The 25,599-nt window shown below is 71.1% G+C and carries 29 protein-coding genes and 5 tRNA genes; 27 read left to right on the forward strand and 7 right to left on the reverse strand.

Features of this window, described 5'->3' with window-relative positions; translation table 11 throughout:
* Positions 1 to 567: 567 nt before the first annotated feature.
* From OHS17_RS24400 to OHS17_RS24440, 9 genes are all read left to right on the forward strand, one after another.
* Positions 568 to 756 carry a hypothetical protein gene (locus tag OHS17_RS24400; RefSeq protein ID WP_330313879.1) on the forward strand — a complete coding sequence of 63 codons (189 nt, stop codon included), beginning with the start codon at positions 568 to 570 and terminating at the stop codon, positions 754 to 756.
* A gap of 92 nt (positions 757 to 848) precedes the next feature.
* Entirely contained in the window at positions 849 to 1,625 is a 777-nt protein-coding gene (locus OHS17_RS24405; RefSeq protein ID WP_073863131.1) for a fumarylacetoacetate hydrolase family protein, read from the forward strand.
* The gene (gltX, locus tag OHS17_RS24410) at positions 1,618 to 3,090 is read left to right on the forward strand and encodes a glutamate--tRNA ligase (RefSeq protein ID WP_330313880.1); all 1,473 of its coding nucleotides are present in this window, start codon (positions 1,618 to 1,620) and stop codon (positions 3,088 to 3,090) included. Before OHS17_RS24405 ends, gltX begins: the two co-directional genes overlap by 8 nt.
* Before the next feature lie 91 nt (positions 3,091 to 3,181).
* Positions 3,182 to 3,901 carry an HAD family hydrolase gene (locus OHS17_RS24415; protein ID WP_330313881.1) on the forward strand — a complete coding sequence of 240 codons (720 nt, stop codon included), beginning with the start codon at positions 3,182 to 3,184 and terminating at the stop codon, positions 3,899 to 3,901.
* An 85-nt stretch (positions 3,902 to 3,986) separates the two neighbouring features.
* Positions 3,987 to 4,058: transfer RNA gene (locus OHS17_RS24420), tRNA-Gln, on the forward strand.
* Positions 4,059 to 4,085: 27 nt separating this feature from the next.
* A tRNA-Glu gene (locus OHS17_RS24425) sits at positions 4,086 to 4,158 on the forward strand.
* 60 nt (positions 4,159 to 4,218) lie between these two features.
* A tRNA-Glu gene (locus tag OHS17_RS24430) sits at positions 4,219 to 4,291 on the forward strand.
* Positions 4,292 to 4,303: 12 nt separating this feature from the next.
* Positions 4,304 to 4,375, forward strand: a tRNA-Gln gene (locus OHS17_RS24435).
* A 27-nt stretch (positions 4,376 to 4,402) separates the two neighbouring features.
* Positions 4,403 to 4,475: transfer RNA gene (locus OHS17_RS24440), tRNA-Glu, on the forward strand.
* Positions 4,476 to 4,550: 75 nt separating this feature from the next.
* Here OHS17_RS24440 and OHS17_RS24445 read toward each other — a convergent pair.
* Entirely contained in the window at positions 4,551 to 5,192 is a 642-nt protein-coding gene (locus OHS17_RS24445) for a MerR family transcriptional regulator (RefSeq protein ID WP_330313882.1), read from the reverse strand.
* A 102-nt stretch (positions 5,193 to 5,294) separates the two neighbouring features.
* On the opposite strand from OHS17_RS24445, the gene OHS17_RS24450 reads away from it, so the two are divergent.
* Positions 5,295 to 5,786, forward strand: coding sequence for a DUF4188 domain-containing protein (locus OHS17_RS24450; RefSeq protein ID WP_443053249.1), 492 nt, complete (start codon positions 5,295 to 5,297; stop codon positions 5,784 to 5,786).
* Between the two features lie 76 nt (positions 5,787 to 5,862).
* Here OHS17_RS24450 and ndgR read toward each other — a convergent pair whose 3' ends face one another.
* A complete protein-coding gene (gene ndgR, locus OHS17_RS24455; RefSeq protein WP_003966003.1) occupies positions 5,863 to 6,579 on the reverse strand; it encodes an IclR family transcriptional regulator NdgR in 717 nt (238 codons plus the stop codon).
* Between the two features lie 174 nt (positions 6,580 to 6,753).
* Here ndgR and leuC point away from each other — a divergent pair, with 174 nt between their 5' ends.
* From leuC to OHS17_RS24475, 4 genes are all read left to right on the forward strand, one after another.
* Positions 6,754 to 8,178, forward strand: coding sequence for a 3-isopropylmalate dehydratase large subunit (gene leuC / locus OHS17_RS24460; protein WP_330313884.1), 1,425 nt, complete (start codon positions 6,754 to 6,756; stop codon positions 8,176 to 8,178).
* Between the two features lie 5 nt (positions 8,179 to 8,183).
* Complete coding sequence (gene leuD, locus OHS17_RS24465; RefSeq protein ID WP_330313885.1) at positions 8,184 to 8,777, forward strand: 3-isopropylmalate dehydratase small subunit; 594 nt, start codon at positions 8,184 to 8,186, stop codon at positions 8,775 to 8,777.
* 104 nt (positions 8,778 to 8,881) lie between these two features.
* On the forward strand, positions 8,882 to 9,109 hold the full coding sequence (locus OHS17_RS24470) for a hypothetical protein (protein ID WP_018102425.1): 228 nt from the start codon (positions 8,882 to 8,884) through the stop codon (positions 9,107 to 9,109).
* A 142-nt stretch (positions 9,110 to 9,251) separates the two neighbouring features.
* Positions 9,252 to 9,920: an HU family DNA-binding protein gene (locus tag OHS17_RS24475; protein ID WP_018102424.1), complete on the forward strand. Its 669-nt coding sequence runs from the start codon at positions 9,252 to 9,254 to the stop codon at positions 9,918 to 9,920.
* A gap of 93 nt (positions 9,921 to 10,013) precedes the next feature.
* On the opposite strand, the gene OHS17_RS24480 is transcribed toward OHS17_RS24475, so the two are convergent.
* Together OHS17_RS24480 and cofC are read right to left on the reverse strand one after the other, a co-directional pair.
* Positions 10,014 to 10,217 (reverse strand): hypothetical protein, encoded by a 204-nt coding sequence (locus OHS17_RS24480; RefSeq protein ID WP_018102423.1) that lies wholly within the window; start codon positions 10,215 to 10,217, stop codon positions 10,014 to 10,016.
* A 9-nt stretch (positions 10,218 to 10,226) separates the two neighbouring features.
* Positions 10,227 to 10,910 (reverse strand): 2-phospho-L-lactate guanylyltransferase, encoded by a 684-nt coding sequence (gene cofC, locus OHS17_RS24485; protein WP_330313886.1) that lies wholly within the window; start codon positions 10,908 to 10,910, stop codon positions 10,227 to 10,229.
* A gap of 162 nt (positions 10,911 to 11,072) precedes the next feature.
* Here cofC and OHS17_RS24490 point away from each other — a divergent pair, with 162 nt between their 5' ends.
* From OHS17_RS24490 to OHS17_RS24500, 3 genes are all read left to right on the forward strand, one after another.
* Positions 11,073 to 11,825: a lysophospholipid acyltransferase family protein gene (locus OHS17_RS24490; protein ID WP_330313887.1), complete on the forward strand. Its 753-nt coding sequence runs from the start codon at positions 11,073 to 11,075 to the stop codon at positions 11,823 to 11,825.
* Complete coding sequence (locus OHS17_RS24495) at positions 11,822 to 12,832, forward strand: NAD(P)H-dependent glycerol-3-phosphate dehydrogenase (protein WP_330313888.1); 1,011 nt, start codon at positions 11,822 to 11,824, stop codon at positions 12,830 to 12,832. The genes OHS17_RS24490 and OHS17_RS24495 overlap by 4 nt, the downstream gene beginning before the upstream one ends.
* Positions 12,833 to 12,911: 79 nt before the next feature.
* Positions 12,912 to 14,069 carry a D-alanine--D-alanine ligase family protein gene (locus tag OHS17_RS24500; protein ID WP_330313889.1) on the forward strand — a complete coding sequence of 386 codons (1,158 nt, stop codon included), beginning with the start codon at positions 12,912 to 12,914 and terminating at the stop codon, positions 14,067 to 14,069.
* Between the two features lie 47 nt (positions 14,070 to 14,116).
* Here OHS17_RS24500 and OHS17_RS24505 read toward each other — a convergent pair whose 3' ends face one another.
* Positions 14,117 to 14,602, reverse strand: coding sequence for a DUF3515 domain-containing protein (locus OHS17_RS24505; RefSeq protein ID WP_383166033.1), 486 nt, complete (start codon positions 14,600 to 14,602; stop codon positions 14,117 to 14,119).
* A 20-nt stretch (positions 14,603 to 14,622) separates the two neighbouring features.
* Positions 14,623 to 14,856, reverse strand: a complete 234-nt coding sequence (locus OHS17_RS24510) for an Lrp/AsnC ligand binding domain-containing protein (RefSeq protein ID WP_018102417.1) — start codon at positions 14,854 to 14,856, stop codon at positions 14,623 to 14,625.
* A 240-nt stretch (positions 14,857 to 15,096) separates the two neighbouring features.
* Here OHS17_RS24510 and OHS17_RS24515 point away from each other — a divergent pair, with 240 nt between their 5' ends.
* A complete protein-coding gene (locus tag OHS17_RS24515) occupies positions 15,097 to 16,068 on the forward strand; it encodes a thiamine-phosphate kinase (RefSeq protein WP_330313890.1) in 972 nt (323 codons plus the stop codon).
* Between the two features lie 9 nt (positions 16,069 to 16,077).
* A complete protein-coding gene (gene thiD / locus OHS17_RS24520) occupies positions 16,078 to 16,887 on the forward strand; it encodes a bifunctional hydroxymethylpyrimidine kinase/phosphomethylpyrimidine kinase (protein WP_330313891.1) in 810 nt (269 codons plus the stop codon).
* A 98-nt stretch (positions 16,888 to 16,985) separates the two neighbouring features.
* Here the strand turns inward: thiD and rpmB are convergent, their stop codons facing one another.
* Entirely contained in the window at positions 16,986 to 17,171 is a 186-nt protein-coding gene (gene rpmB, locus OHS17_RS24525) for a 50S ribosomal protein L28 (protein ID WP_026171429.1), read from the reverse strand.
* Positions 17,172 to 17,451: 280 nt separating this feature from the next.
* On the opposite strand from rpmB, the gene OHS17_RS24530 reads away from it, so the two are divergent.
* The 8 genes from OHS17_RS24530 to rnc all read left to right on the forward strand — a co-directional run bounded on the left by OHS17_RS24530 (position 17,452) and on the right by rnc (position 25,583).
* A complete protein-coding gene (locus OHS17_RS24530; RefSeq protein ID WP_330313892.1) occupies positions 17,452 to 19,089 on the forward strand; it encodes a DAK2 domain-containing protein in 1,638 nt (545 codons plus the stop codon).
* 63 nt (positions 19,090 to 19,152) lie between these two features.
* Positions 19,153 to 21,369: an ATP-dependent DNA helicase RecG gene (gene recG / locus OHS17_RS24535; RefSeq protein WP_330313893.1), complete on the forward strand. Its 2,217-nt coding sequence runs from the start codon at positions 19,153 to 19,155 to the stop codon at positions 21,367 to 21,369.
* Between the two features lie 103 nt (positions 21,370 to 21,472).
* Positions 21,473 to 22,057, forward strand: a complete 585-nt coding sequence (gene rsmD, locus OHS17_RS24540; RefSeq protein WP_073863140.1) for a 16S rRNA (guanine(966)-N(2))-methyltransferase RsmD — start codon at positions 21,473 to 21,475, stop codon at positions 22,055 to 22,057.
* Between the two features lie 26 nt (positions 22,058 to 22,083).
* Positions 22,084 to 22,563, forward strand: coding sequence for a pantetheine-phosphate adenylyltransferase (coaD, locus tag OHS17_RS24545; protein WP_198957001.1), 480 nt, complete (start codon positions 22,084 to 22,086; stop codon positions 22,561 to 22,563).
* A gap of 110 nt (positions 22,564 to 22,673) precedes the next feature.
* Positions 22,674 to 23,765 carry a cell division initiation protein gene (locus OHS17_RS24550; RefSeq protein WP_330313894.1) on the forward strand — a complete coding sequence of 364 codons (1,092 nt, stop codon included), beginning with the start codon at positions 22,674 to 22,676 and terminating at the stop codon, positions 23,763 to 23,765.
* A 189-nt stretch (positions 23,766 to 23,954) separates the two neighbouring features.
* Positions 23,955 to 24,563 (forward strand): YceD family protein, encoded by a 609-nt coding sequence (locus OHS17_RS24555; protein WP_018102409.1) that lies wholly within the window; start codon positions 23,955 to 23,957, stop codon positions 24,561 to 24,563.
* 2 nt (positions 24,564 to 24,565) lie between these two features.
* A complete protein-coding gene (gene rpmF / locus OHS17_RS24560) occupies positions 24,566 to 24,739 on the forward strand; it encodes a 50S ribosomal protein L32 (RefSeq protein ID WP_003965982.1) in 174 nt (57 codons plus the stop codon).
* A gap of 19 nt (positions 24,740 to 24,758) precedes the next feature.
* Positions 24,759 to 25,583 carry a ribonuclease III gene (rnc, locus tag OHS17_RS24565; protein ID WP_026171428.1) on the forward strand — a complete coding sequence of 275 codons (825 nt, stop codon included), beginning with the start codon at positions 24,759 to 24,761 and terminating at the stop codon, positions 25,581 to 25,583.
* The last annotated feature ends 16 nt before the right edge of the window (positions 25,584 to 25,599 follow it).

Consider the following 25,599-nt stretch of genomic DNA (forward strand, 5'->3'; position numbering starts at 1 on the left):
ACCAGGCGTTCCTCCGTCGTGAACGGAGAAAACGGTGTCGGCGTGTGTGGGGCGTTGTCCCGCCCCATGTGGTGGTCGTGAGTGACCGGCGCTCTTCCCCTTCCCGCCGCCACTCGGCGCTGCGTTGCGCCCCTGCGCGCCGGCTTGAAACCCGCGGCGGTGCGTGGAATTTCAGCACAGTGCTGGATCTCCAACAAGGGCCAGGTACCGGGCTGTGACCTGCGTGACACCGTGTGATGGGTGCGTAACAAGCGGTGGAGGTGGTTCGCGGACAATCCGGACCATTGGGGGTGAGTCCGAACGGACCGTGGGGTGTCCCAGTCGCCATGATCAGGAGCGGAATGGCTGGTTCAGGGGTGACATGTCCGTTTCTGGGGTCCGGATCGCGTGTCCGTATTGACGCGATTGTCGCGGTGCTCGTGAGCAAACTCACACGAAGATCGCCGTCTTTTCCGGGCCACCGGGGGGAATTGAATGTTTAGCCTGACGCTTTACTGGGATGGCAGAACCGACAACCGGCGCCCCCTCTCGTACGGGCGGTGCCCCGACGACAGGGCCGTACGGCAGATGAACACGACGACGCTCCGCCACCTCGCCAACCCCCGCCGCACCACGCTGGCGCACCTCAAGGACGCCGAGGCGCTGCGGACGGCGGAACTCCCGGAGCACGCGGTCCAGCTGCCGACGCAGACCGCCAACCCCCGCCGCACGATCCTGATGACGGCCCCCGCCGCCGTCACCGCCGCCGCGGAGTAATCCCGCACGGAAGCGCCCCTCACCCGCGCTAGCCTGGAGTGTCAGTCTTTCTTTCCAGGCACCCAGCAAGCAGTGAGGGGCGACAGCAACCCGTGCGCATCGCCAGGTTCTCCATCGACGGCAATGTCGCCTTCGGCGCGGTCGAGGGCGACGGGCCCGACGGTCTCGTCCTCGACATCATCAAGGGCATCCCGTACTCCGAGTTCGAGCTCTCCGGGACCAAGGTCCCGCTGAACAAGGTGCGGCTGCTGCCGCCCGTGCTCCCCAACAAGGTCGTGGCCATCGGCCGCAACTACGCGGAGCACGCCGCCGAACTCGGCAACGAGGTCCCCGACGTCCCCGTCGCCTTCTTCAAGCCCACCACCTCGGTGATCGGCTCCGGCGACGCCATCGAGTACCCCTCCTTCTCCGACGAGGTCCACCACGAGGCCGAGCTGGCCGTGGTCATCGGCCGGATGTGCCGCGAAGTGCCGCGCGAGCGGGTCAAGGACGTCATCTTCGGCTACACCTGCGCCAACGACGTCACCGCCCGCGACGCCCAGAAGCGGGAGAAGCAGTGGGCCCGGGCCAAGGGCTTCGACACCTCCTGCCCGCTCGGCCCCTGGGTGGAGACCGACCTCGACCCCCGCGACCTCGCCATCCAGGCCACGGTCAACGGCGAGCAACGCCAGCTCGGCCGGACGAGCGACATGATCCGGTCCATCGAGGACCTGGTCGTCCACATCACCGAAGCCATGACGCTGCTTCCGGGCGATGTGATCCTCACCGGCACCCCCGCGGGGGTCGGACCCCTCCATGTCGGCGACGAGGTCGCCGTCACCATCGAAGGCATCGGCACTCTCACCAACAAGGTGATCAAGCGTGGCTAACGCACCTGTACGTGTACGTTTCTGTCCCTCCCCGACCGGCAACCCGCACGTCGGCCTGGTCCGGACGGCCCTCTTCAACTGGGCCTTCGCCCGGCACCACCAGGGCACCCTGGTCTTCCGCATCGAGGACACCGACGCGGCGCGCGACTCCGAGGAGTCGTACGAGCAGCTCCTCGAAGCGATGCGCTGGCTCGGCCTGGACTGGGACGAGGGCCCCGAGGTGGGCGGCCCGCACGCCCCGTACCGCCAGTCGCAGCGGATGGACCTCTACAAGGACGTCGCCGAGAAGCTCCTCGCCGGCGGCTACGCGTACCCCTGCTACTGCACCACGGAGGAGCTGGACACCCGCCGCGACGCCGCCCGCGCCGCCGGCCGCCCGTCCGGTTACGACGGCCACTGCCGCGAGCTGACCGACGAGCAGAAGGCCGCGTACGAGGCCGAGGGACGCGCGTCGATCGTCCGCTTCCGGATGCCCGACGAGGCGATCACCTTCACGGACCTGGTCCGCGGCGACATCACCGTCCAGCCGGAGAACGTCCCGGACTACGGCATCGTCCGCGCCAACGGCGCCCCGCTCTACACGCTGGTCAACCCGGTGGACGACGCGCTGATGGAGATCACCCACGTCCTGCGCGGCGAGGACCTGCTCTCCTCCACCCCGCGCCAGATCGCCCTGTACCGGGCGCTCATCGAGCTGGGCATCGCCAAGGACACCCCCGCCTTCGGGCACCTGCCGTACGTGATGGGCGAGGGCAACAAGAAGCTCTCCAAGCGCGACCCGCAGGCTTCGCTCAACCTCTACCGCGAGCGCGGCTTCGTCCGCGAGGGGCTGCTCAACTACCTCTCGCTGCTGGGCTGGTCGATCGCCGAGGACCGCGACATCTTCGACATCGACGAGATGGTCGCCGCCTTCGACATCAAGGACGTCAACGCCAACCCGGCCCGGTTCGACCTCAAGAAGTGCGAGCACGTCAACGCGGAGCACATCCGCCGCCTCGACGTGAAGACCTTCACCGAGGCGTGCGGCCCGTGGCTCCAGGCGCCGTTCGCCCCCTGGGCCCCGGAGTCCTTCGACGCGGCGGTCTTCGCCGAGATCGCCCCGCACGCCCAGACCCGGGTCACGGTGCTCTCCGAGATCACCGCCAACGTGGACTTCCTGTTCCTGGACGAGCCGGTGCGCGACGAGGCGTCCTGGACCAAGGCGATGAAGGAGGGCTCCGACGCCCTGCTCGTCACCGCCCGCGCCGAGCTCATCGCCGCCGACTGGAACGCGGAGGCCCTGAAGGCCGCCGTCCTCGCCGCCGGCGAGCAGCACGGCCTCAAGCTCGGCAAGGCCCAGGCCCCGGTCCGGGTGGCCGTCACCGGCCGCACGATCGGCCTCCCGCTCTTCGAGTCCCTGGAGATCCTGGGCCGCGACAAGACGATCGCCCGCATCGACGCGGCCCTGGCCAGGCTGACCGCGTAACACCGCGTCCACGCACGGGACGGGCCCGGCAGCCGCACACCGCGGCCGCCGGGCCCGTCCCGCTGTGCGGGGCCGCGCGTAGAGTCGGGGCATGCCCATCAGAGCCGTCCTCTGGGACATCGACGACACGTTGTTCGACCACACGACGGCCTCCGCCACCGGGATGGCCCGGCACATCGCGGCGGAAGGGCTGCCTCCGGGGCATGCCTCGCCCGAGGAGGCCGTCGCGGCGTGGCAGCGGCTCACGCGGCGGCACTGGGCGCGGTTCTCCGCCGGGGAGACCGACTGGCAGGGGCAGCGGCGGGACCGGGCCAGGGAGTTCCTGGGGCGGGCGATGGACGACGCCGAGGCCGACGCCTGGTTCGCCCGCCACATCGCGCACTACGAATCCGCCTGGGCGCTCTTCCCGGACACCGTCCCGGCGCTCGACGCCCTGGCCGGGACCTACCGGCACGCCGTGCTCTCCAACTCGGCCCAGGAGCCGCAGCACCAGAAGCTGACCGTGCTCGGGGTGCGCGACCGGTTCGAGTCCCTGCTGTGCGCCGCCGAGCTGGGCGTCTCCAAGCCGGACCCCGGGGCCTTCCGCGCCTCCTGCGAGGCGCTGGGGCTCGATGCGCACGAGGTGCTGTACGTCGGGGACGAACCCGACATCGACGCCGCCGGGGCCACCGCCGCCGGCCTCACCGGCGTGTGGCTGGACCGGCGCGGCCGGGGAGGGCGGCCCGAGCTCGCCCGGATCACGGGGCTGGACCAGTTGCCCGGGCTGCTCGCGGGCGATACCCGTTTTGGAGCGCCGGACACCTTCGGGTAATGTTCTTCCTGCGCCGCCCGAGCGGGCCGAAAGATCCGGCCGGGAAGCGCAGACAGAAACAAGGCCCCCAGGGGTTGCGTTTCAGTGGGCTATGGTGTAATTGGCAACACTACGGTTTCTGGTACCGTCATTCTAGGTTCGAGTCCTGGTAGCCCAGCGCAGTACAGAGCAATTCGCAGGACAAGCCCCCGTTGTGTAGCGGCCTAGCACGCTGCCCTCTCACGGCAGTAGCGCCGGTTCGAATCCGGTCGGGGGTACAGATCCTTCCCGCGAGATCACCTGGGTCGCACCCACGGTCTCGATGCAGGATCGCTAGGGCCCCCGTTGTGTAGCGGCCTAGCACGCTGCCCTCTCACGGCAGTAGCGCCGGTTCGAATCCGGTCGGGGGTACTTGCAACACCATGGGCTATGGTGTAATTGGCAACACTACGGTTTCTGGTACCGTCATTCTAGGTTCGAGTCCTGGTAGCCCAGCGCAGTACAGAGCAATTCGCAGGACATGCCCCCGTTGTGTAGCGGCCTAGCACGCTGCCCTCTCACGGCAGTAGCGCCGGTTCGAATCCGGTCGGGGGTACAACAGGCAACAGGCGAAGGCCCTTCACTCCGGTGAGGGGCCTTTCGCTTGTACGCGGCACGGGGCCGCCCCCGCTCAATACCCGTACCGCCGGGCCGACTCCTCCTCCTGGGCCAGCCTGCGCAGCGACGTCAGCAACGGCTCGTACAGCACCGCCGACGCCACCGCCATCTCCACCTGCTGCGCACGCGTCGGGTAGGTCTCCATCAGGTCAAGATCCCGCACGGCCACCTCGTGCATCAGCCGCGCGTGCTCCTCCAGATGCGCGCTCTCGTACGGATAGCCGAGGCGGGCGAGCGTGGCCAGGCCCGCGACGAGCGAGCGGTAGACGGGGGACAGCTCGCCGATCTCCCGGGCGCCGGCCCAGCCCAACCGGTCGAGCAGCGCGTCGACTTCCGCCCGTGCCGCCGCCGTCTCCGGGGCCTCCTCGTCCGGCTCGGGGCCGTGCGGCAGCGCCCAGAGGGCCGCGCCGAGCCGGATCGTACGGCCCAGCGACTCGTCGTCCACATGGGCCAGCACCTCACGGGCCGTGGCCACGGGCAGCCGGCCCACCTGGATCAGCGCCCGGATCAGACGCAGCCGGCGCAGATGGCTCTCGTCGTACTCGGCCTGCGTCGCGCTCACCCGCTCTCCCGGCGGCAACAGGCCCTCGCGCAGGTAGTACTTGATCGTCGCGGTCGCGATGCCGCTCTGCTCGCTCAACTCCGAGAGACGCATGCCGTCCTTCCCTTGCGTCCATCCTTGGACAGTGCCACTATCCAACCATTGGACAGTGCCGCTATCCAACGCCTGTCAGGGGGCCCAGTGTTCGCGAACATCATGCCGGGACGGACGACCGCCGCTGCCGAGGGCGATGTCGTCGTCCTGCTGATCGGCATGCGGATCAACCACTTCAGGGGCGTGCACCACTGGCTGCCGGTCATGCTGGCGATGCTGCGCATGCTGCGGGAGCTCAAGGCGGACCGGTCCAGGGGGCTGCTCGGTCACGTCCTGCTGTCCGGCTCACCGAGGACGTACTGCGTCGTCCAGTACTGGGAGTCGAAGGAGAAGCTGTACGCGTACGCCTCGGCGCCGGACATGTTCCACCGGCGGGCGTGGGCGCTGCTCAACCGCAAGGAGAAGAAGTCCCGGCAGCACGTGGGGCTGTGGCACGAGACCTACATCGTGCCCGAGGGCGGCTACGAGTCCATCTACGCCGACATGCCGGCGTACGGACTGGCCGCGGCGACCGGGTCGCTGCCGATCGAGGGGCGGGGCCGCCGGGCGGCGGACCGGCTCGCGCACCGGTCGGGTGCTTCCGGCGCCGAGTGAAGCGATGAGGGGCTGAGAAGGGGGCCGCCACGACGCTGGGGCGGCCTCGGGGGAGAGGGGGAGGCGCGGCCGGGGCTCAGCCGGTGCGGCGCAGCGCCTCGCTCAGCCGGGCGGCCGAGTCGATGACCGCCTGGGCGTGCATCCGGCCCGGGTGGCGGGTCAGCCGCTCGATCGGTCCGGAGACCGAGACGGCGGCGACCACGCGGTTCGACGGGCCGCGCACCGGGGCGGAGACCGAGGCCACGCCCGGCTCGCGCTCACCGATCGACTGGGCCCAGCCGCGCCGCCGTACGCCGGAGAGCGCCGTCGCCGTGAAGCGGGCGCCCTGGAGGCCGCGGTGCAGTCGCTCCGGCTCCTCCCAGGCCATCAGGATCTGCGCGGAGGAACCGGCCTTCATGGTCAGCGTGGAGCCGACCGGCACGGTGTCCCGCAGTCCGGACAGCCGCTCCGCCGCCGCCACGCAGATGCGCATGTCTCCCTGGCGCCGGTAGAGCTGGGCGCTCTCGCCGGTGATGTCGCGCAGATGCGTGAGCACCGGCCCGGCCGTGGCCAGCAGGCGGTCCTCACCGGCCGCCGCCGCCAGCTCGGAGAGCCGGGGGCCGAGAATGAACCGGCCCTGCATGTCCCTCGCCACCATCCGGTGGTGTTCCAGTGCCACGGCCAGCCGGTGGGCCGTGGGTCGTGCGAGCCCGGTCGCCGCGACCAGCCCGGCGAGGGTGGCCGGCCCGGACTCCAGGGCGCTCAATACCAGAGCCGCCTTGTCGAGAACGCCGACGCCGCTAGAGTTGTCCATACGACGATACTCGCGTCTCACTCTGTGAAACGCAAGTTCAATTTTCCCGGGAAGTTGCGAACCTGTACCAGCGGCCCCACAACGGCCCGTGGCCACCGCCCCGTACGGGGGTCCGGACGGGGGCGCACCGAATCTCTAGTTGGGCCGGCGATGACGCCGGCCGGAGGGAAAGCGATGGGTAGGACACTCGCGGAGAAGGTTTGGGACGACCATGTCGTCCGGCGCGCCGAGGGCGAGCCCGACCTCCTCTTCATCGATCTGCACCTGCTGCACGAGGTGACCAGTCCCCAGGCGTTCGACGGCCTGCGGCAGGCCGGACGCCCGGTGCGGCGCCTCGACCTCACCATCGCCACCGAGGACCACAACACCCCGACCCTCGACATCGACAAGCCGATCGCCGACCCGGTCTCCCGCGCCCAGCTGGAGACGCTGCGGAAGAACTGCGCGGAGTTCGGCGTCCGGCTGCACCCGCTGGGCGATGTCGAGCAGGGCGTCGTGCACGTGGTCGGCCCGCAGCTGGGCCTGACCCAGCCCGGTACCACCGTCGTCTGCGGCGACTCCCACACGTCCACGCACGGCGCGTTCGGCGCCCTCGCGTTCGGTATCGGCACCAGCCAGGTCGAGCACGTGCTGGCCACCCAGACGCTGCCGCTGGCCCGCCCGAAGACCATGGCGATCACCGTCGACGGCGAACTGCCCGACGGCGTCACCGCCAAGGACCTGATCCTGGCGATCATCGCCCGGATCGGCACCGGCGGCGGCCAGGGCTACATCCTGGAATACCGCGGCTCCGCCATCGAGAAGCTCTCGATGGAGGCCCGGATGACCATCTGCAACATGTCGATCGAGGCCGGCGCGCGGGCGGGCATGATCGCCCCCGACCAGACCACCTTCGACTACCTGCAGGGCCGCGACCACGCCCCGCAGGGCGAGGACTGGGACGCCGCCGTCGCGTACTGGAAGACGCTGCGCACCGACGACGACGCGGTCTTCGACGCCGAGGTGGTCATCGAGGCCGCCGAGCTGGCGCCGTTCGTCACCTGGGGCACCAACCCCGGCCAGGGCGCGCCCCTGTCGGCCAGCGTCCCCGACCCGGCTTCGTACGAGGACGCCTCGGAGCGCAACGCCGCCGAAAAGGCCCTGGAGTACATGGGGTTGACCGCGGGCCAGCCGCTGCGCGAGATCAGCGTCGACACCGTCTTCGTAGGCTCCTGCACCAACGGCCGCATCGAGGACCTGCGCAACGCCGCCGCGATCCTGGACGGCCGCAAAGTCGCCGACGGCGTACGGATGCTGGTCGTCCCGGGCTCCGTCCGGGTCGCCCTCCAGGCGGTCGACGAGGGCCTGGACAAGGTCTTCACCGCCGCCGGCGCCGAATGGCGGCACGCGGGCTGCTCGATGTGCCTCGGCATGAACCCCGACCAGCTGGCCCCCGGCGAGCGCTCCGCCTCCACCTCGAACCGCAACTTCGAGGGCCGGCAGGGCAAGGGCGGCCGTACGCACCTGGTCTCCCCGCAGGTCGCCGCCGCCACCGCGGTGCTGGGCCATCTGGCCTCGCCCGCCGACCTGTCCGACGACCGCACGCCCGCCGGAGTCTGAGAATCATGGAAGCTTTCACCGCACACACCGGCCGGGCCGTTCCGCTGCGCCGCAGCAACGTCGACACCGACCAGATCATCCCCGCCCACTGGCTCAAGAAGGTCACCCGGGACGGCTTCGAGGACGGCCTCTTCGAGGCGTGGCGCAAGGACGAGACCTTCATCCTCAACCGCCCCGAGCGCCAGGGCGCGTCGGTCCTGGTGGCCGGCCCCGACTTCGGCACCGGCTCCTCCCGCGAGCACGCCGTCTGGGCCCTGCAGAACTACGGCTTCAAGGCCGTCATCTCCTCCCGGTTCGCCGACATCTTCCGCGGCAACTCGCTGAAGAACGGTCTGCTGACCGTGGTCCTGGACCAGCAGACCGTCGACGCCCTCTGGGAGCTGACGGAGGCCGACCCGACGGCCGAGGTGACGGTCGACCTGGAGGCCCGGCAGGTCCGCGCCGAGGGCATCACCGCCGACTTCGAGCTGGACGAGAACGCCCGCTGGCGGCTGCTGAACGGCCTGGACGACATCAGCCTCACCCTTCAGAACGAAGCCGACATCGCGGCTTACGAGGCGGCTCGCCCGGCCTACAAGCCCCGCACAATTCCGGCCTGATCAGCGCGTTTTCAGGACTGCGCCCCCTGCCTTCTGGTAGGGGGCGCAGTCGTTTGTTGGGACCCCGCCGGGCGACAACTCGCCCCAGATGGCACAATCGGTGCATGGAACGCGACAGCCAACTCAAGATTTACGGCCAAGTCGCCGACCAATTGAAGGAAGCGCACTCCCGGGTGCGCGCACTGCAAGTCCCGGACGGCGTAAGGATGGCGTTGAACCGGAAGCTGTTGGTCGTCACGGCCACGGCGAAGCACGATCTCCCGGGCGCGGCAAGGCGTCTGGACCGGTTGATGAAGGACCTCGACGAGGGCCGATTCCCCGAAGGTGACTGACTCCGCAGAACTGCGCAGCGGTCGACTTCGTTGCGGCACTAGGGTGATTAGCCCGTTTCGTGTTTGATTTGCGGTATATATCTGCCTAACGTGCGAAAAAGCCGGACAGATTCGTTCCGGCGATGTCTCCGAAGGGGAAGACGTGAACAAGGCGCAGCTCGTAGAAGCGATTGCCGACAAGGTCGGCGGCCGGCAGCAGGCCGCGGACGCCGTCGACGCGGTGCTCGACGCGATCGTCCGTGCGGTTGTCGCGGGGGACCGGGTCTCGGTCACCGGCTTCGGCTCGTTCGAGAAGGTCGACCGCCCCGCCCGCTACGCCCGCAACCCCCAGACGGGTGAGCGCGTGCGGGTCAAGAAGACCTCGGTGCCCCGCTTCCGCGCGGGCCAGGGCTTCAAGGACCTGGTCAGCGGCTCCAAGAAGCTCCCCAAGAACGACGTGGCCGTGAAGAAGGCCCCCAAGGGCAGCCTCTCGGGCGGTTCTTCCACCCGTACGACGGCCAAGGCCGCCGCCAAGAAGGCCACCGCGAAGAAGGCCGTGGCGAAGAAGGCCACCGCCAAGAAGGCCACCCCGGCGAAGAAGACCACCGCCGCGGCCAAGAAGACCACCGCGACCGCGAAGAAGACCTCGCCGGCGAAGAAGACGACGGCGGCCGCGAAGAAGGCCACCCCGGCGGCCAAGTCGACGGCGGCCAAGAAGACCACCGCCGCCAAGACCGCGCCCGCCAAGAAGACCACGGCGAAGAAGGCGCCCGCGAAGAAGACCACCGCGCGCAAGACCACGGCCAAGAAGGCCACCGCGCGCAAGAAGTGAGACCGGGCCGCACAGGCCCCCACACGCGCCGGGCCGGGCTCCCCTCGGGGAGCCCGGCCCGCGGGCTGTCCGGGGAACGCGCCCCGGAACGGCTCAGAACGTCTGGAGCGTCACCAGGCTGATCCGCAGCCCGGCCCCCTCGCCCTCACCCTCGATCCGCACCCGCTGCCCCGGCCGCAGCAGCCGCAGGCCGCCCGCGTCGAAGGCCGCCGCGTCGAAGTCCACCGGGGTGCCGTCGTCGAGCAGCACACTGCCGCTCCGCGTCTCGGGGTCGTACGTGTACGAGGTCGCCTGCATGGGTGCAGACTATCGGTCCCGCGCGAACGCCCCGGCGGCCCAGCGGCCCGCCGTGAACGGGCCGACGCCCAGTTCCAGCGCCACCCGCAGGTCCTCGCCGGTGTCCACGTCCCGGCGCACCGAATCGATCCCCGGCAGCGTGATTTCCACCGCGCCCGACGCCAGATGGCGCACCCGGGACGGGCCGCCGAATGCGGGCCTCAATTCCACCCCCGGCGCAGCCGACAGAAATGTGGTCCCGATTCCCGCCGCATCGGGAACAAATGCGCGGGGAAAAGCGGCAGAGAATTCGAGGACCCGGGACAATTCCGCCGGCCGCAGCGCGGGCAGATCCGCGTTGAGCGCGGCCACCGGCCGCCCCGGCCTGCCCGACCTGGCCGCCCGCTCACCGTGCGCGAGGGCCGCGTTGAGCCCGGCCCCCGGCGCATCGGGCACGACCAGGGCGCCGAGCGCGGCCAGCGCCGCCCCCGCCGCCGTGTCGTCCGTGACGACCACCACATCCGCCACATCCGGGCAGGACAGCGCGGCGGCCACCGTGTCCCGGGCGAAGGCGAGGGCCAGCCGGGGCCGCAACAGCGCGCCGGAGGCGGGCGCCAGCCTGCTCTTGGCCCGCGCCAGGGGCTTCAACGGGACGACCAGGGACCAGCGGCCGGCCGGGTCGGTGTTCGTGGCGGTCCCTCCCTCGATACGCATCGCCGCCTATTCTCGCCTGCCGGTGCGCCAACCCGGAGGGTCGCTCCCCGGGGCGAGGCGTACGGTGTTCTCGACAGAGCAGGGGCCTGGGGCGAGACTTGACCCTCGGTAGTCAGACAGCAGACAGCTCCACGGTCTTGTTCACAGAGGAAAGGTGTCCGAGTGTCCCGCCGCAGAATCGGCTTCTGGTACCGCCTGGCGGCGGTCATCGCGAAACCGCCGCTGGTGGTTCTGTTCAAGCGCGACTGGCGGGGAACGGAACACATTCCGGCCGACGGCGGATTCATCACAGCGGTCAACCACAACTCGTACCTGGACCCGCTCTCGTACGGGCACTTCCAGTACAACACCGGCCGCGTGCCGCGCTTTCTGGCCAAGGCGGGGCTCTTCAAGGGTGCCTTCATCGGCACGATGCTGCGCGGCACCGGCCAGATCCCCGTCTACCGCGAGACCACCAACGCGATGGACGCCTTCCGGGCCGCCGTCGGCGCCATCGAGCGCGGCGAGTGCGTCTGCTTCTACCCCGAGGGCACCCTCACCCGCGACCCCGACATGTGGCCGATGGCCGGCAAGACCGGCGCCGCCCGCGTCGCGTTGATGACCCGGGCCCCCGTCATCCCGGTCGCGCAGTGGGGCGCCAACGAGGCGATGCCGCCGTACGCCACCGAGAAGAAGATGCGCCTCCTGCCCCGCAAGACCCTCCGGGTCAAGGCCGGACCGCCCGTCGACCTCTCCCGGTTCTACGACCAGGAGCCGACGCCCGAGGTGCTGCGCGAGGCGACCGAGGTGATCATGCGCGCGGTCACCGCGCAGCTGGAGGAGATCCGGGGGCAGCAGGCACCCGCCGAGCCCTACGATCACCGCAAGGCCCGCGCCGAACAGCGGCGCAGGGCCCAAGGAGAGGGACGCACGTGACGCACCGCCCGAAGGCCGCCGTCTTCGGAACCGGCTCCTGGGGTACCGCCTTCGCCGTCGTCCTCGCGGACGCGGGCTGCGAAGTGACGCTCTGGGGCCGCCGGGCCGAGGTCGCGGAGGCCGTCAACACCACCCGTACCAACCCCGAGTACCTGCCGGGCATCGAGCTGCCCGCCTCGGTCCGGGCCACCACGGACGCGGCCGAGGCGCTGCGCGGCGCCGACTACGCGGTGCTCGTCGTGCCCTCCCAGACGCTGCGCGCCAACCTCGCCGCCTGGGTCCCGCACCTGGAACCGCAGACGGTTCTCGTCTCCCTCATGAAGGGCGTCGAACTCGGCACCGCCAAGCGGATGAGCGAGGTCATCGAGGACGTCACCCAGGTGTCCCCGGACCGCATCGCCGTCATCACCGGGCCCAACCTCGCCAAGGAGATCGCCGAGCGCCGCCCCGCCGCGGCCGTCGTCGCCTGCCGGGACGAGACCGTCGCCCAGCGCCTCCAGGCCGCCTGCCACACCCCGTACTTCCGCCCGTACACCAGCACCGACGTGGTCGGCTGCGAACTCGGCGGCGCCGTCAAGAACGTCATCGGCCTCGCCGTCGGCATCGCGGACGGCATGGGGCTCGGCGACAACACCAAGGGCTCGCTCATCACCCGGGGCCTCGCCGAGACGATCCGGCTGGGCGCGGCCATGGGCGCCGACCCGCTGACCTTCTCCGGACTCGCCGGTCTCGGCGACCTGGTGGCGACCTGCTCCTCGCCGCTCTCGCGCAACCACACCTTCGGCACCAACCTCGGCCGCGGCATGACGCTCCAGGAGACCATCGCCGCCACCAAGCAGACCGCCGAGGGCGTCAAGTCCTGCGAATCGGTGCTCGACCTGGCCCGCCGGCACGGCGTGGAGATGCCGCTGACCGAGACCATCGTGAGCATCGTGCACGAGGGCAAGCCGCCGAAGGTCGCGGTCAAGGAGCTCATGTCGCGCAGCGCCAAGGCGGAACGGCACTGACGCCACCCGGGGCCCACGCGCCCCGGGCGGCCCGTGCCGCGCTGACTCGGCCGGTACCAGCAGGTACGCTCATCGCGATATGAGCAGCGAGAACCTCCCCCAGAGCCCGGAGCAGCAGCTCCGCAAGCCGCGCGTGGCCGTCGTGTTCGGCGGCCGCAGCTCCGAACACGGCATTTCGGTGGTCACGGCCGGCGCCGTCCTGAACGCCATCGACCGGACCAAGTACGACGTCCTGCCGATCGGCATCACGACGGACGGCCGCTGGGCGCTCACCGCCGACGAACCCGAACGCATGGCCATCGCCAACCGGACCATGCCGGACGTGGCGCAGCTGGCCGAGTCCGAGGAGGGCGGGGTCGTGCTCTCCGTCGACCCCGGCAGCCGCGAAGTGGTCTACACCGAGCCCGGCGCGGTGCCCAAGGCGCTCGGCGAGGTCGACGTCGTCTTCCCCGTCCTGCACGGCCCGTACGGCGAGGACGGCACCCTCCAGGGGCTCCTGGAGCTGTCCGGTGTGCCGTACGTGGGCGCCGGGGTGCTCGCCTCGGCCGTCGGCCAGGACAAGGAGTACATGAAGCGGGTCTTCACGTCCTTCGGCCTCGCCGTCGGCCCGTACCTGGTGGTCCGCCCCCGCGAGTGGGACAACGACCCGACCGCCGTCCGCAAGCGCATCACCGGCTTCGCCGACGAGCACGGCTGGCCGCTCTTCATCAAGCCCGCCCGGGCCGGCTCGTCCATCGGTATCACCAAGGTCGAGGACGCCTCCGGTCTCGACGCGGCCATCGAGGAGGCCCGCCGCCACGACCCGAAGTTCCTGGTCGAGTCGCTGCTGAGGGGCCGCGAGATCGAGTGCGGCGTCCTGGAGTTCGAGGACGGGCCGCGCGCCAGCGTCCCGGCCGAGATCCCGCCGGTCACCGCGCACGACTTCTACGACTTCGAGGCCAAGTACATCGACTCCGCCTCCGGGATCGTGCCGGCGCCGCTCACCGAGGAGCAGACCGCCGAGGTCCAGCAGCTCGCCGTCGAGGCCTTCGACGCCTGCTCCTGCGAGGGCCTGGTGCGCGCCGACTTCTTCCTCACCGAGGACGGCGGCTTCGTCATCAACGAGATCAACACCCTGCCGGGCTTCACCCCGATCTCCATGTACCCGCGCATGTGGCAGGAGAGCGGCGTCAGCTACCAGCAGCTGGTGGACCGGCTCATCCAGGCCGCGCTGAACCGGCCGACCGGCCTGCGCTGACCCGGCGGAACACGGCGAAGGGTGTGCGCCCGCAAGGAGCGCACACCCTAGAACCGGTTCGGGATCGTCTTCTTCACCGCCGGGGCGAACGCCGCGAGCGGCGTCGTGTCATGCGCGTACGCCTCCGAGAGCGACACCTCGACGTACGTCTTGCGCAGGGTCGTCGTCAGCCGGGGACCGTCGCCGTCCCGCTGCTCCAGCATCCAGTTGACCCCGCTCGCGGTGATGCCCTTCGACTGGTCGTCGTCCATCTTCGCGGGGCGCTCGACACCGCAGCGCAGTACGATCGCCCCGTCCCCCCACCCGGCGGTCAGCACCGAGGCGGGTTCGGGGTCGTTCCGCTCCAGACCGCCGACGGTGTCCGGCAGTTCCCCGTCCAGCGCGCGGCAGTAGGCTGCGGCTTCCGGGGACGGGGAGGGCACCGTGACCGACGCCGTCGCCTCGCCCCCGGAACAGCCCGCCACCAGCAGCATCAGGGCGGCGGACGGACCGAGGAACACGGGGCGGAGGAGCCGGCGGCTGGAGGACGTCACCGGCCCAGCGTAGACGGGGGCTACAGGTGAACGACCGGGCAGGTAAGGGTTCGGGTGATGCCGTCCACTTGCTGGACCCGCGCCACCACCATGCGCCCGAGCTCGTCCACCGTGTCGGCCTGGGCACGCACGATCACGTCGTAGGGACCGGTGACGTCTTCTGCCTGGATGACTCCCGGGAGCTTGGAGATGGTCTCGGCGACGATCGACGCCTTGCCCACCTCGGTCTGAATGAGGATGTACGCCTGTACCACGGAACCTCCAGGGCGGCCACGAGGATCATGTGGGGGAAAGGGACGCCACGTTATCGCGTCGCCGCGCGGAGCGGGGAGACCCGCGGGCCGGATGACGTCCTCAGCGTGGCGTACAGAACGCGCAAGTTGACGTAACTCTTGACAGTACCGACAGCAGAGACGGCACGCGACCGCAAGTGGGGCGGCGCGCACGGGGGACAGGCCGGAGCGTCCGGCCCGACAGATGAGAGGTGACACTCGGTGAAGGCAACCGTGGGCGAGTTGGGGGAGTTCGGGCTCATCAAGGAGCTCACGTCCCGGCTCACCACCACTCCGGCGGTCCGGCTCGGCCCGGGCGACGACGCCGCGGTCGTGACCGCCCCCGACCGCAGGGTCGTGGCCAGCACGGACATCCTGCTGGAGGGACGGCACTTCCGGCGCGACTGGTCGACGGCGTACGACGTGGGCCGCAAGGCCGCCGCGCAGAACCTCGCCGACATCGCCGCCATGGGCGCCGTGCCCACCGCGCTCCTGCTCGGCCTCGTCGTCCCGGCCGAACTCCCGGTCACCTGGGCCGCCGAGCTGATGGACGGACTGCGCGACGAGTGCCAGGTCGCGGGGGCGGCCGTGGTCGGCGGGGACGTCGTGCGCGGCGACCTCATCACCGTCTCGATCACCGCGCTCGGCGACCTGCGCAACCACGAACCCGTCACCCGGGCCGGCGCCCAGCCCGGGGACGTCGTCGCCGTCACCGGCTGGCTCGGCTGGTCCGCCGCCGGATACGCCGTGCTCTCCCGGGGCTTCCGCTCGCCGCGCGCCTTCGTGGAGGCCCACCGCCGCCCCGAACCGCCGTACCACGCGGGCCCCGCCGCCGCCGGGCTCGGCGCCACCGCCATGACCGACGTCAGCGACGGGCTCGTCGCCGACCTCGGGCACATCGCCGAGGCCAGCAAGGTCCGCATCGACCTGCGGTCCGGGCTCATCGACGTGCCGTCCCAGATGTCGGACATCGGCCAGGCCGTTGGCGTCGACCCCATGCAGTGGGTGCTGACCGGTGGCGAGGACCACGCCATCGTCGCGACCTTCCCGCCCGACGTGAAGCTCCCGGCCCGCTGGAAGGTGATCGGCGAGGTCCTCAACCCGTCGGCGCTGCCCCAGGTGACGGTCGACGGAGCGCCCTGGACCAGCAAGAACGGCTGGGACCACTTCGGCGACATCGAGGACTCCCAGTAGATTGCGGCTATGCCGACAACCACCTCCATACCGCCCCGCGTGCTCACCGTCGCCGGATCCGACTCCGGCGGCGGTGCGGGCATCCAGGCCGACCTCAAGACGATGCTCGCCCTGGGCACGCACGGGATGAGCGTGCTCACCGCCGTCACCGCGCAGAACTCCCTCGGCGTCCAGGGCGCCTGGGAGCTGCCCCCCGAGGCGGTCCGCGCCCAGTACCGCAGCGTCGTGGACGACATCGGCGTCGACGCCGTCAAGACCGGGATGCTGGCGTCCGCCCCGCTCGTGGAGACCGTCGCGGAACTCCTCGCCGACACCGCGGCGCCCGTCGTCGTGGACCCCGTCGGCGTCTCCAAGCACGGCGACCCGCTCCTCGCCGCCGACGCCCTGGAATCCGTCCGTACGAAGCTGCTCCCCGTCGCGACCGTGGCGACGCCCAACCTGGACGAGGTGGCGCAGCTCACGGGCATCGACGTCACCGACGAGGCCGGGATGCGCCGGGCCGCCGGCGCGCTGCTCGCCTTCGGGCCCCGCTGGGTCGTGATCAAGGGCGGGCATCTGCCCGGCGAGCCCGTCGACCTGCTCACCGACGGCAGCGAGGAGCACTGGCTGCGCGCCCCCCGCCACGACAACCGGCACACCCACGGCACCGGCTGCACCCTGGCATCGGCCATCGCGAGCCATCTGGCACGGGGCGCCGGGGTGCCGGAGGCGGTCCGGGCCGCGAAGGCCTATGTCACCGGGGCGATCGAGGCGGGCTTCCCACTGGGCGCGGGCATCGGCCCGGTCCGCCACGGCTGGCGGTTGCGCGACGCCGGCTGACCGGAAGGCGCGGACCCGTACGGGCACAGCAAAAAGCCGGTCCACCGAGGTGGACCGGCTTTTCGGGCAACCGGTAGGGCTGCGCTACGACGGGAACGTCAGCGCGCGACCTTGCCGGCCTTGATGCACGAGGTGCAGACGTTGAGCCGCTTCGGCGTCCGACCGACCACGGCACGCACGCGCTGGATGTTGGGGTTCCAGCGACGGGACGTACGGCGGTGCGAGTGCGAAATGTTGTTGCCGAAGCTCGGCCCCTTGCCGCAAACGTCGCAGTTGGCAGCCACGGGTCACTCCAAAGACTTCAGATGCACTTACAGTGAATTCCGGTACGCCGGATTCAAGGACTGAAGTGGCGGTACCGGGGGAATGTCCCGACTTTCGTCGGGCAACCGAAGCAGCATACAACGCCTGCTCCGGAGATACGAAACTACCATGTCTTCCGCCCCCGCCCTCCCGGCCCCCGGACCGCCCGCACCCTCCGACCGGGGCTAACCTGCGGTGCAGCCAGCCGCCCCGCCCCCGTCACGAGTCCCCGTTCCGAGTCCCGTCCGAGGAGGACCCGAGGTGCCGCAGACCGCCGACGAACCGGATGCCGTCGCGGTACGGAGCTGGTGCTCCCTGGCCCTCGAAGCGCTCGGCCGGGAGCGGGAGGCGATCGACGCGATCAACGTCTATCCCGTCGCCGACGGGGACACCGGTACCAACCTCTACCTGACCGTCGAATCCGCGGCCGCCGCCGTCGAAGCGGTCTTCGCCGCCCACGCGACCGGCACCTCGGTGCCCTCCGCCGCCGACGCGGTCCGGGCCATGGCCCACGGCGCCCTCATCGGAGCCCGCGGCAACTCCGGCACGATCCTCGCCCAGCTCCTGCGCGGCATGGCCGGCGTCCTCGCGGAGGGCACCGGCGGCGACCGGATGCGCCTCGCCCTCGCCCAGGCCGCCGCCTGGGCCCGCGAAGCCGTCGCCCACCCCGTCGAGGGCACCGTCCTCACCGTCGCGGACCGGGCCGCGGCCGCCGCGGCACAGGCCGCCCCCGGCGCGGACACGGCCGAGGTGGCCCGGGCCGCCTACGAGGGCGCCCGCGCCGCACTGGACGCGACGCCCGGACAGCTCCCCGCCCTCGCCAGGGCCGGGGTGGTCGACGCCGGGGGGCGCGGCCTGGTCACCCTGCTCGGCGCCCTGGTCGAAGCCGTCTCGGGACGGGGCCCGGAGCGGCCGTACGAGACCCCCGTCCCGTTCGTCCCGGTGGGCGGCGGCGACGCGGAGTGCCCGGCGGGCGACGACGGGGACGGGGGCGGCCCCGCCTTCGAGGTGATCTACCTGCTGGAAGCGGACGACGAGGCCGTCGAGCGGCTGCGCGCCCGGCTGGACGCCCTCGGCGACTCCCTGGTGGTGGTCGGCGGCGACGGGCTGTGGAACGTCCACGTCCATGTGGACGACGCCGGAGCCGCGGTCGAGGCGGGCGTCGAGGCCGGCCGCCCCTACCGCATCCGCATCACCCACTTCGCCGCCGACCGCGCCCACGCCCGCCCCGAGCCCGCCCGGCGCGCGGTCGTGGTGGTCGTCCCGGGCGACGGCCTCGCCGCCCTCTGCCGGGAGGCCGGAGCGACGACCGTGCTCGCCCGGCCCGGCGAACCGCCCGCCAGCGGCGAACTGGCCGACGCCGTCCGCCGCGCCCACGCCCGCGAGGTGGTCCTCCTCCCGAACGACGCGGACCTGCGCCACACCGCGGCCGCCGCCGCCGAACAGGCCAGGGCCCAGGGCGTCCGGGTCGCCGTCATCCCGACCCGGGCCGCCGTCCAGGGCATCGCGGCCCTCGCCGTCCACGAGCCGGACCGCAGCTTCGACGAGGACGTGGTCGCGATGACCTCGGCCGCGGGCGCCACCCGCTACGCCGAACTCGCCGTCGCCGAACGGCAGTCCTGGACCACGGCGGGCATCTGCCAGGCCGGCGACATCCTCGGGCTCATCGACGGCGACGTGGCGGTCATCGGCCAGGACGTCCCCGGTACCGCCCGCAAGGTGCTGGACCGGATGCTCGCGGCCGGGGGCGAACTGGTCACCCTGGTCCTGGGCGAGAACACCCCGCCCACGCTGGCCGAAGCCCTGGAACAGCACGTCCGCGACGGGCACCTCGCGGTGGACACCACCACCTACCGGGGCGGCCACCAGGGCGCGCCGCTGCTGATCGGCGTCGAGTAGCACCCGGCGCGACGACGGGCCCGGGCGGCGCCCGACGGACAACTGTCACTGCCGTGGTGTGCAATGGATCGCGTGTCTGCGTTCGAAGAACCCCTCAAGAAGCTGCTCGGCGGACCCACCGCGAAGGTGATGGCCGAACACCTCGACCTGCACACCGTCGGTGATCTCCTCCATCACTACCCGCGCCGGTACGAGGAGCGCGGCCGGCTCACGGCGCTGACCGACCTCCCGCTGGACGAGCACGTCACGGTCGTCGCCCAGGTCGCCGACGCCCGCGTCCTCACCTTCAACGGCGGCCGCGGCAAGCGCCTCGAAGTGACCCTCACCGACGGGCACGGCCGCCTCCAGCTCGTCTTCTTCGGACACGGCGTCCACAAACCGCACAAGGACCTGCTGCCCGGCCGCCGCGCGATGTTCGCCGGCAAGGTCTCCGTCTTCAACCGCAAGATGCAGCTCGCCCACCCCACGTACCAGCTGCTCGACGCCGACTCCGCGGACGACGCCGGGGCGACGGAGGCCGTGGACGCCTTCGCGGGGAAGCTGCTGCCGATCTACCCCGCCTGCAAGCAGCTCGACTCCTGGCGGATCGCCAAGGCGGTCGACGCGGTGCTGCCCAGCGCCCAGGAGGCCGTCGACCCCCTCCCCGAAGCCCTGCGCGAGGGGCGCGGCTTCACCTCGCTGCCCGAGGCCCTGCTCAAGATCCACCGCCCGGCCACCAAGGCCGACGTGGCCGCGGCCCGGGACCGGCTCAAGTGGGACGAGGCATTCGTCCTCCAGGTCGCCCTGGCCCGCCGCAGGTACGCCGACACCCAGCTCCCCGCCGTCGCCCGCAGGCCCGCCCCCGACGGGCTCCTCGACGCTTTTGACGCGAAGCTGCCGTTCACCCTCACCGACGGCCAGCTCAAGGTCTCCAGGGAGATCTTCGACGACCTCGCCACCGAACACCCGATGCACCGCCTCCTCCAAGGCGAAGTCGGCTCGGGTAAGACCATGGTGGCCCTGCGCGCCATGCTCGCCGTGGTCGACGCGGGCGGCCAGGCCGCCATGCTCGCGCCCACCGAGGTCCTGGCCCAGCAGCACCACCGTTCGATCACCGAGATGATGGGGGAGCTGGCGGAAGGCGGCATGCTGGGGGGCTCCGACCAGGGCACCAAGGTCGTCCTGCTCACCGGGTCCATGGGCACCGCCGCCCGCCGGCAGGCCCTGCTCGACCTGGTCACCGGCGAGGCGGGCATCGTCATCGGGACGCACGCCCTGATCGAGGACAAGGTCAAGTTCCACGACCTGGGCCTGGTCGTCGTGGACGAACAGCACCGCTTCGGCGTCGAGCAGCGCGACGCCCTCCGGTCCAAGGGGAAGCAACCGCCCCACCTCCTCGTCATGACCGCGACGCCCATTCCCCGTACCGTCGCCATGACCGTCTTCGGGGACCTGGAGACCTCCGTCCTCGACCAGCTCCCGGCCGGCCGCTCGCCCATCGCCAGCCACGTCGTCCCCGCCAAGGACAAGCCGCACTTCCTCAGCCGCGCCTGGGAACGCGTCCGCGAGGAGGTGGAGAACGGCCACCAGGCGTACGTCGTCTGCCCCCGCATCGGCGACGACGAGGACGACCCCGCCAAGAAGAAGGGGAAGAAGACGGCCGAGGAGGAGGCGACGGCCGACAAGCGCCCGCCGCTCGCCGTCCTGGAGATCGCCGAACAGCTCGCCAAGGGCCCCCTGCACGGACTGCGCGTCGAGGTGCTGCACGGCAGGATGCAGCCCGACGACAAGGACGACGTGATGCGCCGCTTCGCCGCCGGTGACGTCGACGTCCTGGTCGCCACCACCGTCATCGAGGTCGGCGTCAACGTCCCCAACGCCACCGCGATGGTCATCATGGACGCCGACCGCTTCGGCGTCTCCCAGCTGCACCAGCTGCGCGGCCGGGTCGGCCGCGGCTCCGCCCCCGGACTCTGCCTGCTGGTCACCGAGGCCCACGAGGCGAGCCCCGCCCGGGCCCGGCTCTCCGCCGTCGCCGCGACCCTGGACGGCTTCGAGCTCTCCCGTATCGACCTCGAACAGCGCCGCGAGGGCGATGTGCTCGGCCAGGCCCAGTCCGGGGTGCGCTCCTCGCTGCGCGTCCTCAGCGTCATCGACGACGAGGAGGTCATCGCCGCCGCCCGCCAGGAGGCCGTCGCCGTCGTCGCCGCCGACCCCGAGCTCACGCACCTGCCCGAGCTGCGCACCGCCCTGGACGCCCTGCTCGACAAGGAGCGCGAGGAGTACCTGGACAAGGGGTGACCCCGACCGCCCCGGGGCGCCCCGCCCTCCCCGACGCCATATCGTGGGAGGTACGGCGCCCACGGCACCCCGCGCGCCGCCCCGACCCGAGGACCAGTCACCCATGACCCGCGTGATCGCAGGTGTGGCCGGCGGACGCCGCCTGGCCGTCCCGCCCGGCACCGGCACCCGGCCCACATCCGACCGCGCGCGCGAGGGCCTGTTCTCCACCTGGCAGGCGCTCCTGGGCACCCTCGACGGCATCCGGGTCGCCGACCTCTACGCCGGCTCCGGCGCCGTCGGCCTCGAAGCGCTCTCCCGGGGAGCCGTCCACGCCCTGCTCGTGGAGGCCGACGCCAAGGCCCTGCGCACCGTCAAGGACAACGCCCGCACCCTCGGCCTGCCCGGCGCCGAGGTCCGCGGCGGCAAAGCCGAACAGATCGTGACGGGTCCGGCACCCGCGGAGCCGTACGACGTGGTCTTCCTGGACCCGCCGTACGCCGTCACCGACGACGATCTTGGGGAGATCCTGCTCACACTCCGTACCCAGGGGTGGCTCACGGGCGACGCACTCGTCACCGTGGAACGCGGCACCAGAGGCGGAGAATTCAGCTGGCCCAAGGGTTTCGAGCCGTTGCGATCCCGTCGCTACGGCGAGGGAACGCTTTGGTACGGTCGCGCCGCCGCCACGTGCGAAGACGCACGATGACCGGACCGGAGAGCGAGGGAATCAAGTTGCGCCGCGCCGTATGCCCGGGGTCGTTCGACCCCATCACCAACGGACATCTCGACATCATCGGCCGAGCCTCGAAGCTGTACGACGTCGTGCACGTCGCCGTGATGATCAACCAGTCCAAGCAGGGGCTGTTCACGGTCGAGGAGCGGATCGAGCTCATCCGCGAGGTCACCGCCGAGTTCGGCAACGTCCAGGTCGAGTCCTTCCACGGCCTGCTCGTGGACTTCTGCAAGCAGCGCGACATCCCGGCGATCGTGAAGGGCCTGCGGGCCGTCAGCGACTTCGACTACGAACTCCAGATGGCCCAGATGAACAACGGGCTCTCCGGCGTCGAGACGCTCTTCGTGCCGACCAACCCCACCTACAGCTTCCTGTCGTCCTCCCTGGTCAAGGAGGTCGCGGCCTGGGGCGGCGACGTCTCCCACCTGCTGCCGCCGGTCGTCCAGCGGGCCCTGACCGAACGCCTCCCGCAGCGCTGAGCCACTGACAGCACGTCAGCCGTACGCCCCGCAGGTGTCGGGCGGGCGCCGACTGGCCGTACAGTCGTCCCGTCCGTCTCCAACCGGCAGTAGAGAGTGGCGAGCACACGGTGGACGTGCAGAAGAAGCTGGACGAGATCGTCGCGACGGTCGGGAACGCCCGGTCCATGCCCATGTCGGCGTCCTGCGTGGTCAACCGCGCCGACCTGCTCGCGATGCTCGAAGAGGTGCGCGAGGCCCTGCCCGGCTCGCTCGCCCAGGCCGCCGAGGTCATCGGCGGCCACGAGCAGCTGGTCGAGCAGGCCCGCCAGGAGGCCGGCCGCATCATCGAGAACGCCCACGCCGAGCGCACCTCCCTGATCTCCGACACCGAGATCGCCCGCCGCTCCCAGGCCGAGGCGGACCGCATCCTCGCCGAGGCCCGCAAGGAGGCCGACGAGGTCCGCGCGGAGGCCGACGAGTACGTCGACAGCAAGCTCGCCAACTTCGAGGTCGTCCTCACCAAGACCATCGGCTCCGTCGACCGGGGCCGCGAGAAGCTCCTCGGCCGGGGCCAGGGCTTCGACGCCCAGGGCTACGAGGACCCGGACTTCGCCGAGGCCCCCGAGCGCAGCACCGACCCGGACACGCTCCGCGAGCGCGCCGACGCGTACGTGGACACCAAGCTCGGCGCCTTCGAGGCGGTGCTCGCCAAGACCCTGGAGGCCGTCGGCCGGGGCAGGCAGAAGCTGCACGGCCGGGTCGCCACCGACGAGCTCGGCGCGCACATCGCCGCCCAGGACGCGGCCGGCGACCAGGGCCACACCAGCGACGAGGACCACTGGGCCGGACTGGCCGAGGTCGCGGCCCCGCAGCCGCTCCCGATCCCGCACCAGGCCGAGCCGCAGTACGCCCAGCCGGAACCGCAGTACGCGCAGGGCTACGGCTACCAGGACCAGCAGCAGGACGCGTACCAGGCGCAGCAGGACGTCTACGGCTACCAGCAGCAGCCCGACCCGTACGCGGCCTACCAGCAGCAGGGGTACGACCAGGGCCAGCAGCAGGACGCGACGCAGGCCCAGGGCGGCTACGACGCCTGGCAGCAGCAGGCCCAGCCCCAGCAGCTCCCGCAGCACGGTGAGAGCGCCCTGGACGAGACCAGCCTCTTCGACACCAGCATGATCGACCTGGACCAGCTGCGCCGTTACGAACAGGAGCGCTGACCGCCGAAGGGCCCGGATTGGGAGCTGGGCGGTGTGTCCAGTATCCTGGCTCTTCGGTCGCGCGTATGTCCGCGATCCCGGCTGCCCGCTTCGACTCCGGACGGGCCGGCCCCTCCCACCACGCGTGACGCGTTCGATCCGAAAGCAGGAGAAGCCCTGAACGGCCAGCTCGACCACCGAAACCCCCTCGTGTTCGACACGCACGAGCTGGGACGGCGTGCGGGTGCCATGAAGCGGCTGACCCGCACGGCCGACGCCCCCGCCGACCTCGGGATCGGCGACGTCATCGGAGTGCCGCAGGGCGCGCCGGTGAAGCTGGACCTCCGTCTCGAATCCGTCATGGAGGGCGTGCTCGTGACCGGGACCGCCCGTGCGACGGTCGAGGGGGAGTGCGTAAGGTGTCTGGAGCCGCTGAGCCGCGAGGTCGAGGCGGACTTCCAGGAGATGTTCTCGTACCCTGACGCCGATGACCGGAACCACGGCAAGCCCGCGGATCCGGCCGACGACGCCGAGGACGACGAGGACAGGCTTTTCCTCGAGGACGGCCTGTTCGACCTCGAGCCGGTGCTGCGTGATGCGGTGGTGCTCGCACTGCCGATGCAGCCGGTGTGCAAGGAATCCTGTGCCGGTCTGTGCTCCGAGTGCGGAGTCAGGCTGGACGAGAATCCCGGCCACCACCACGATGCCGTCGACGCTCGTTGGGCGGCACTGCAAGGACTCGCCGAGACCATTCAGGACGGCGAGAAGGACAACATGGGCGGCGCCGCACCCGGCGTCGACAAGAAGCAGGAGAAGTAGCCGTGGCTGTTCCGAAGCGGAAGATGTCGCGCAGCAACACGCGCCACCGCCGGTCGCAGTGGAAGGCTGCGGTCCCCACCCTGGTTTCGTGCGAGCGCTGCCAGGAGCCGAAGCTGCAGCACATCGCGTGCCCCAGCTGCGGCACGTACAACAAGCGCCAGGTCCTCGAGGTCTGAGCGGCTGGTGAGAGGCCCGATGTCTGAGTTGTCCCACGCCAAGAAGCAGGCAGACAACGTCAACACAGCCTCGTCCCACACGCTTCTGGAAGGGCGGCTCGGGTACCAACTCGAGTCCGCCCTTCTGGTGCGTGCGCTGACCCACCGTTCGTACGCGTACGAGAACGGCGGTCTGCCCACCAACGAGCGGCTGGAGTTCCTCGGGGACTCCGTGCTCGGCCTGGTGGTCACGGACACGCTGTACCGCACCCACCCCGATCTGCCCGAAGGCCAGCTGGCCAAGTTGCGGGCCGCGGTGGTCAACTCGCGTGCGCTTGCGGAGGTGGGCCGCGGCCTCGAACTCGGCTCCTTCATCCGGCTCGGCCGAGGTGAAGAGGGCACGGGAGGCCGGGACAAGGCATCCATCCTCGCCGACACCCTGGAAGCGGTGATCGGTGCGGTCTATCTCGATCAGGGCCTCGACGCGGCGTCCGAGCTGGTTCACCGGCTCTTCGACCCGCTGATCGACAGGTCCTCGAACCTCGGTGCCGGCCTGGACTGGAAGACCAGCCTCCAGGAGCTCACCGCGAGCGAGAGCCTCGGAGTCCCCGAGTACCTCGTCACGGAGACCGGCCCGGACCACGAGAAGACCTTCACTGCTGCCGCCCGCGTCGGTGGTGTCTCGTACGGCACCGGCACCGGCCGTAGCAAGAAGGAAGCGGAGCAGCAGGCGGCCGAGTCCGCCTGGCGGGAGATCACCGCCGCCGCCGAGGCACGGGAGGCAGCGGCCAAGGCCGCCGCCGACGGAGGGGCCGCCGACACCCCTGCCGACCCCGCGCCGTCCACGGACGTCGCTCCGGCCTGACCTGCGGAGAACCCCC

It is taken from the genome of Streptomyces sp. NBC_00523 (assembly GCF_036346615.1).
In the GTDB taxonomy this organism is placed as follows: Bacteria; Actinomycetota; Actinomycetes; order Streptomycetales; family Streptomycetaceae; genus Streptomyces.

Bases quoted from the DNA above. Each gene is read 5' to 3' on its own strand.
- OHS17_RS24400 (WP_330313879.1), top strand. From the start codon at position 568: ATGAACACGACGACGCTCCGCCACCTCGCCAACCCCCGCCGCACCACG.
- OHS17_RS24415 (WP_330313881.1), top strand. From the start codon at position 3,182: ATGCCCATCAGAGCCGTCCTCTGGGACATCGACGACACGTTGTTCGAC.
- OHS17_RS24445 (WP_330313882.1), bottom strand. From the start codon at position 5,192: ATGCGTCTCTCGGAGTTGAGCGAGCAGAGCGGCATCGCGACCGCGACG.
- OHS17_RS24450 (WP_443053249.1), top strand. From the start codon at position 5,295: ATGCCGGGACGGACGACCGCCGCTGCCGAGGGCGATGTCGTCGTCCTG.
- ndgR (WP_003966003.1), bottom strand. From the start codon at position 6,579: ATGGACAACTCTAGCGGCGTCGGCGTTCTCGACAAGGCGGCTCTGGTA.
- leuC (WP_330313884.1), top strand. From the start codon at position 6,754: ATGGGTAGGACACTCGCGGAGAAGGTTTGGGACGACCATGTCGTCCGG.
- leuD (WP_330313885.1), top strand. From the start codon at position 8,184: ATGGAAGCTTTCACCGCACACACCGGCCGGGCCGTTCCGCTGCGCCGC.
- OHS17_RS24470 (WP_018102425.1), top strand. From the start codon at position 8,882: ATGGAACGCGACAGCCAACTCAAGATTTACGGCCAAGTCGCCGACCAA.
- OHS17_RS24480 (WP_018102423.1), bottom strand. From the start codon at position 10,217: ATGCAGGCGACCTCGTACACGTACGACCCCGAGACGCGGAGCGGCAGT.
- cofC (WP_330313886.1), bottom strand. From the start codon at position 10,910: ATGCGTATCGAGGGAGGGACCGCCACGAACACCGACCCGGCCGGCCGC.
- OHS17_RS24500 (WP_330313889.1), top strand. From the start codon at position 12,912: ATGAGCAGCGAGAACCTCCCCCAGAGCCCGGAGCAGCAGCTCCGCAAG.
- thiD (WP_330313891.1), top strand. From the start codon at position 16,078: ATGCCGACAACCACCTCCATACCGCCCCGCGTGCTCACCGTCGCCGGA.
- recG (WP_330313893.1), top strand. From the start codon at position 19,153: ATGGATCGCGTGTCTGCGTTCGAAGAACCCCTCAAGAAGCTGCTCGGC.
- rsmD (WP_073863140.1), top strand. From the start codon at position 21,473: ATGACCCGCGTGATCGCAGGTGTGGCCGGCGGACGCCGCCTGGCCGTC.
- rnc (WP_026171428.1), top strand. From the start codon at position 24,759: ATGTCTGAGTTGTCCCACGCCAAGAAGCAGGCAGACAACGTCAACACA.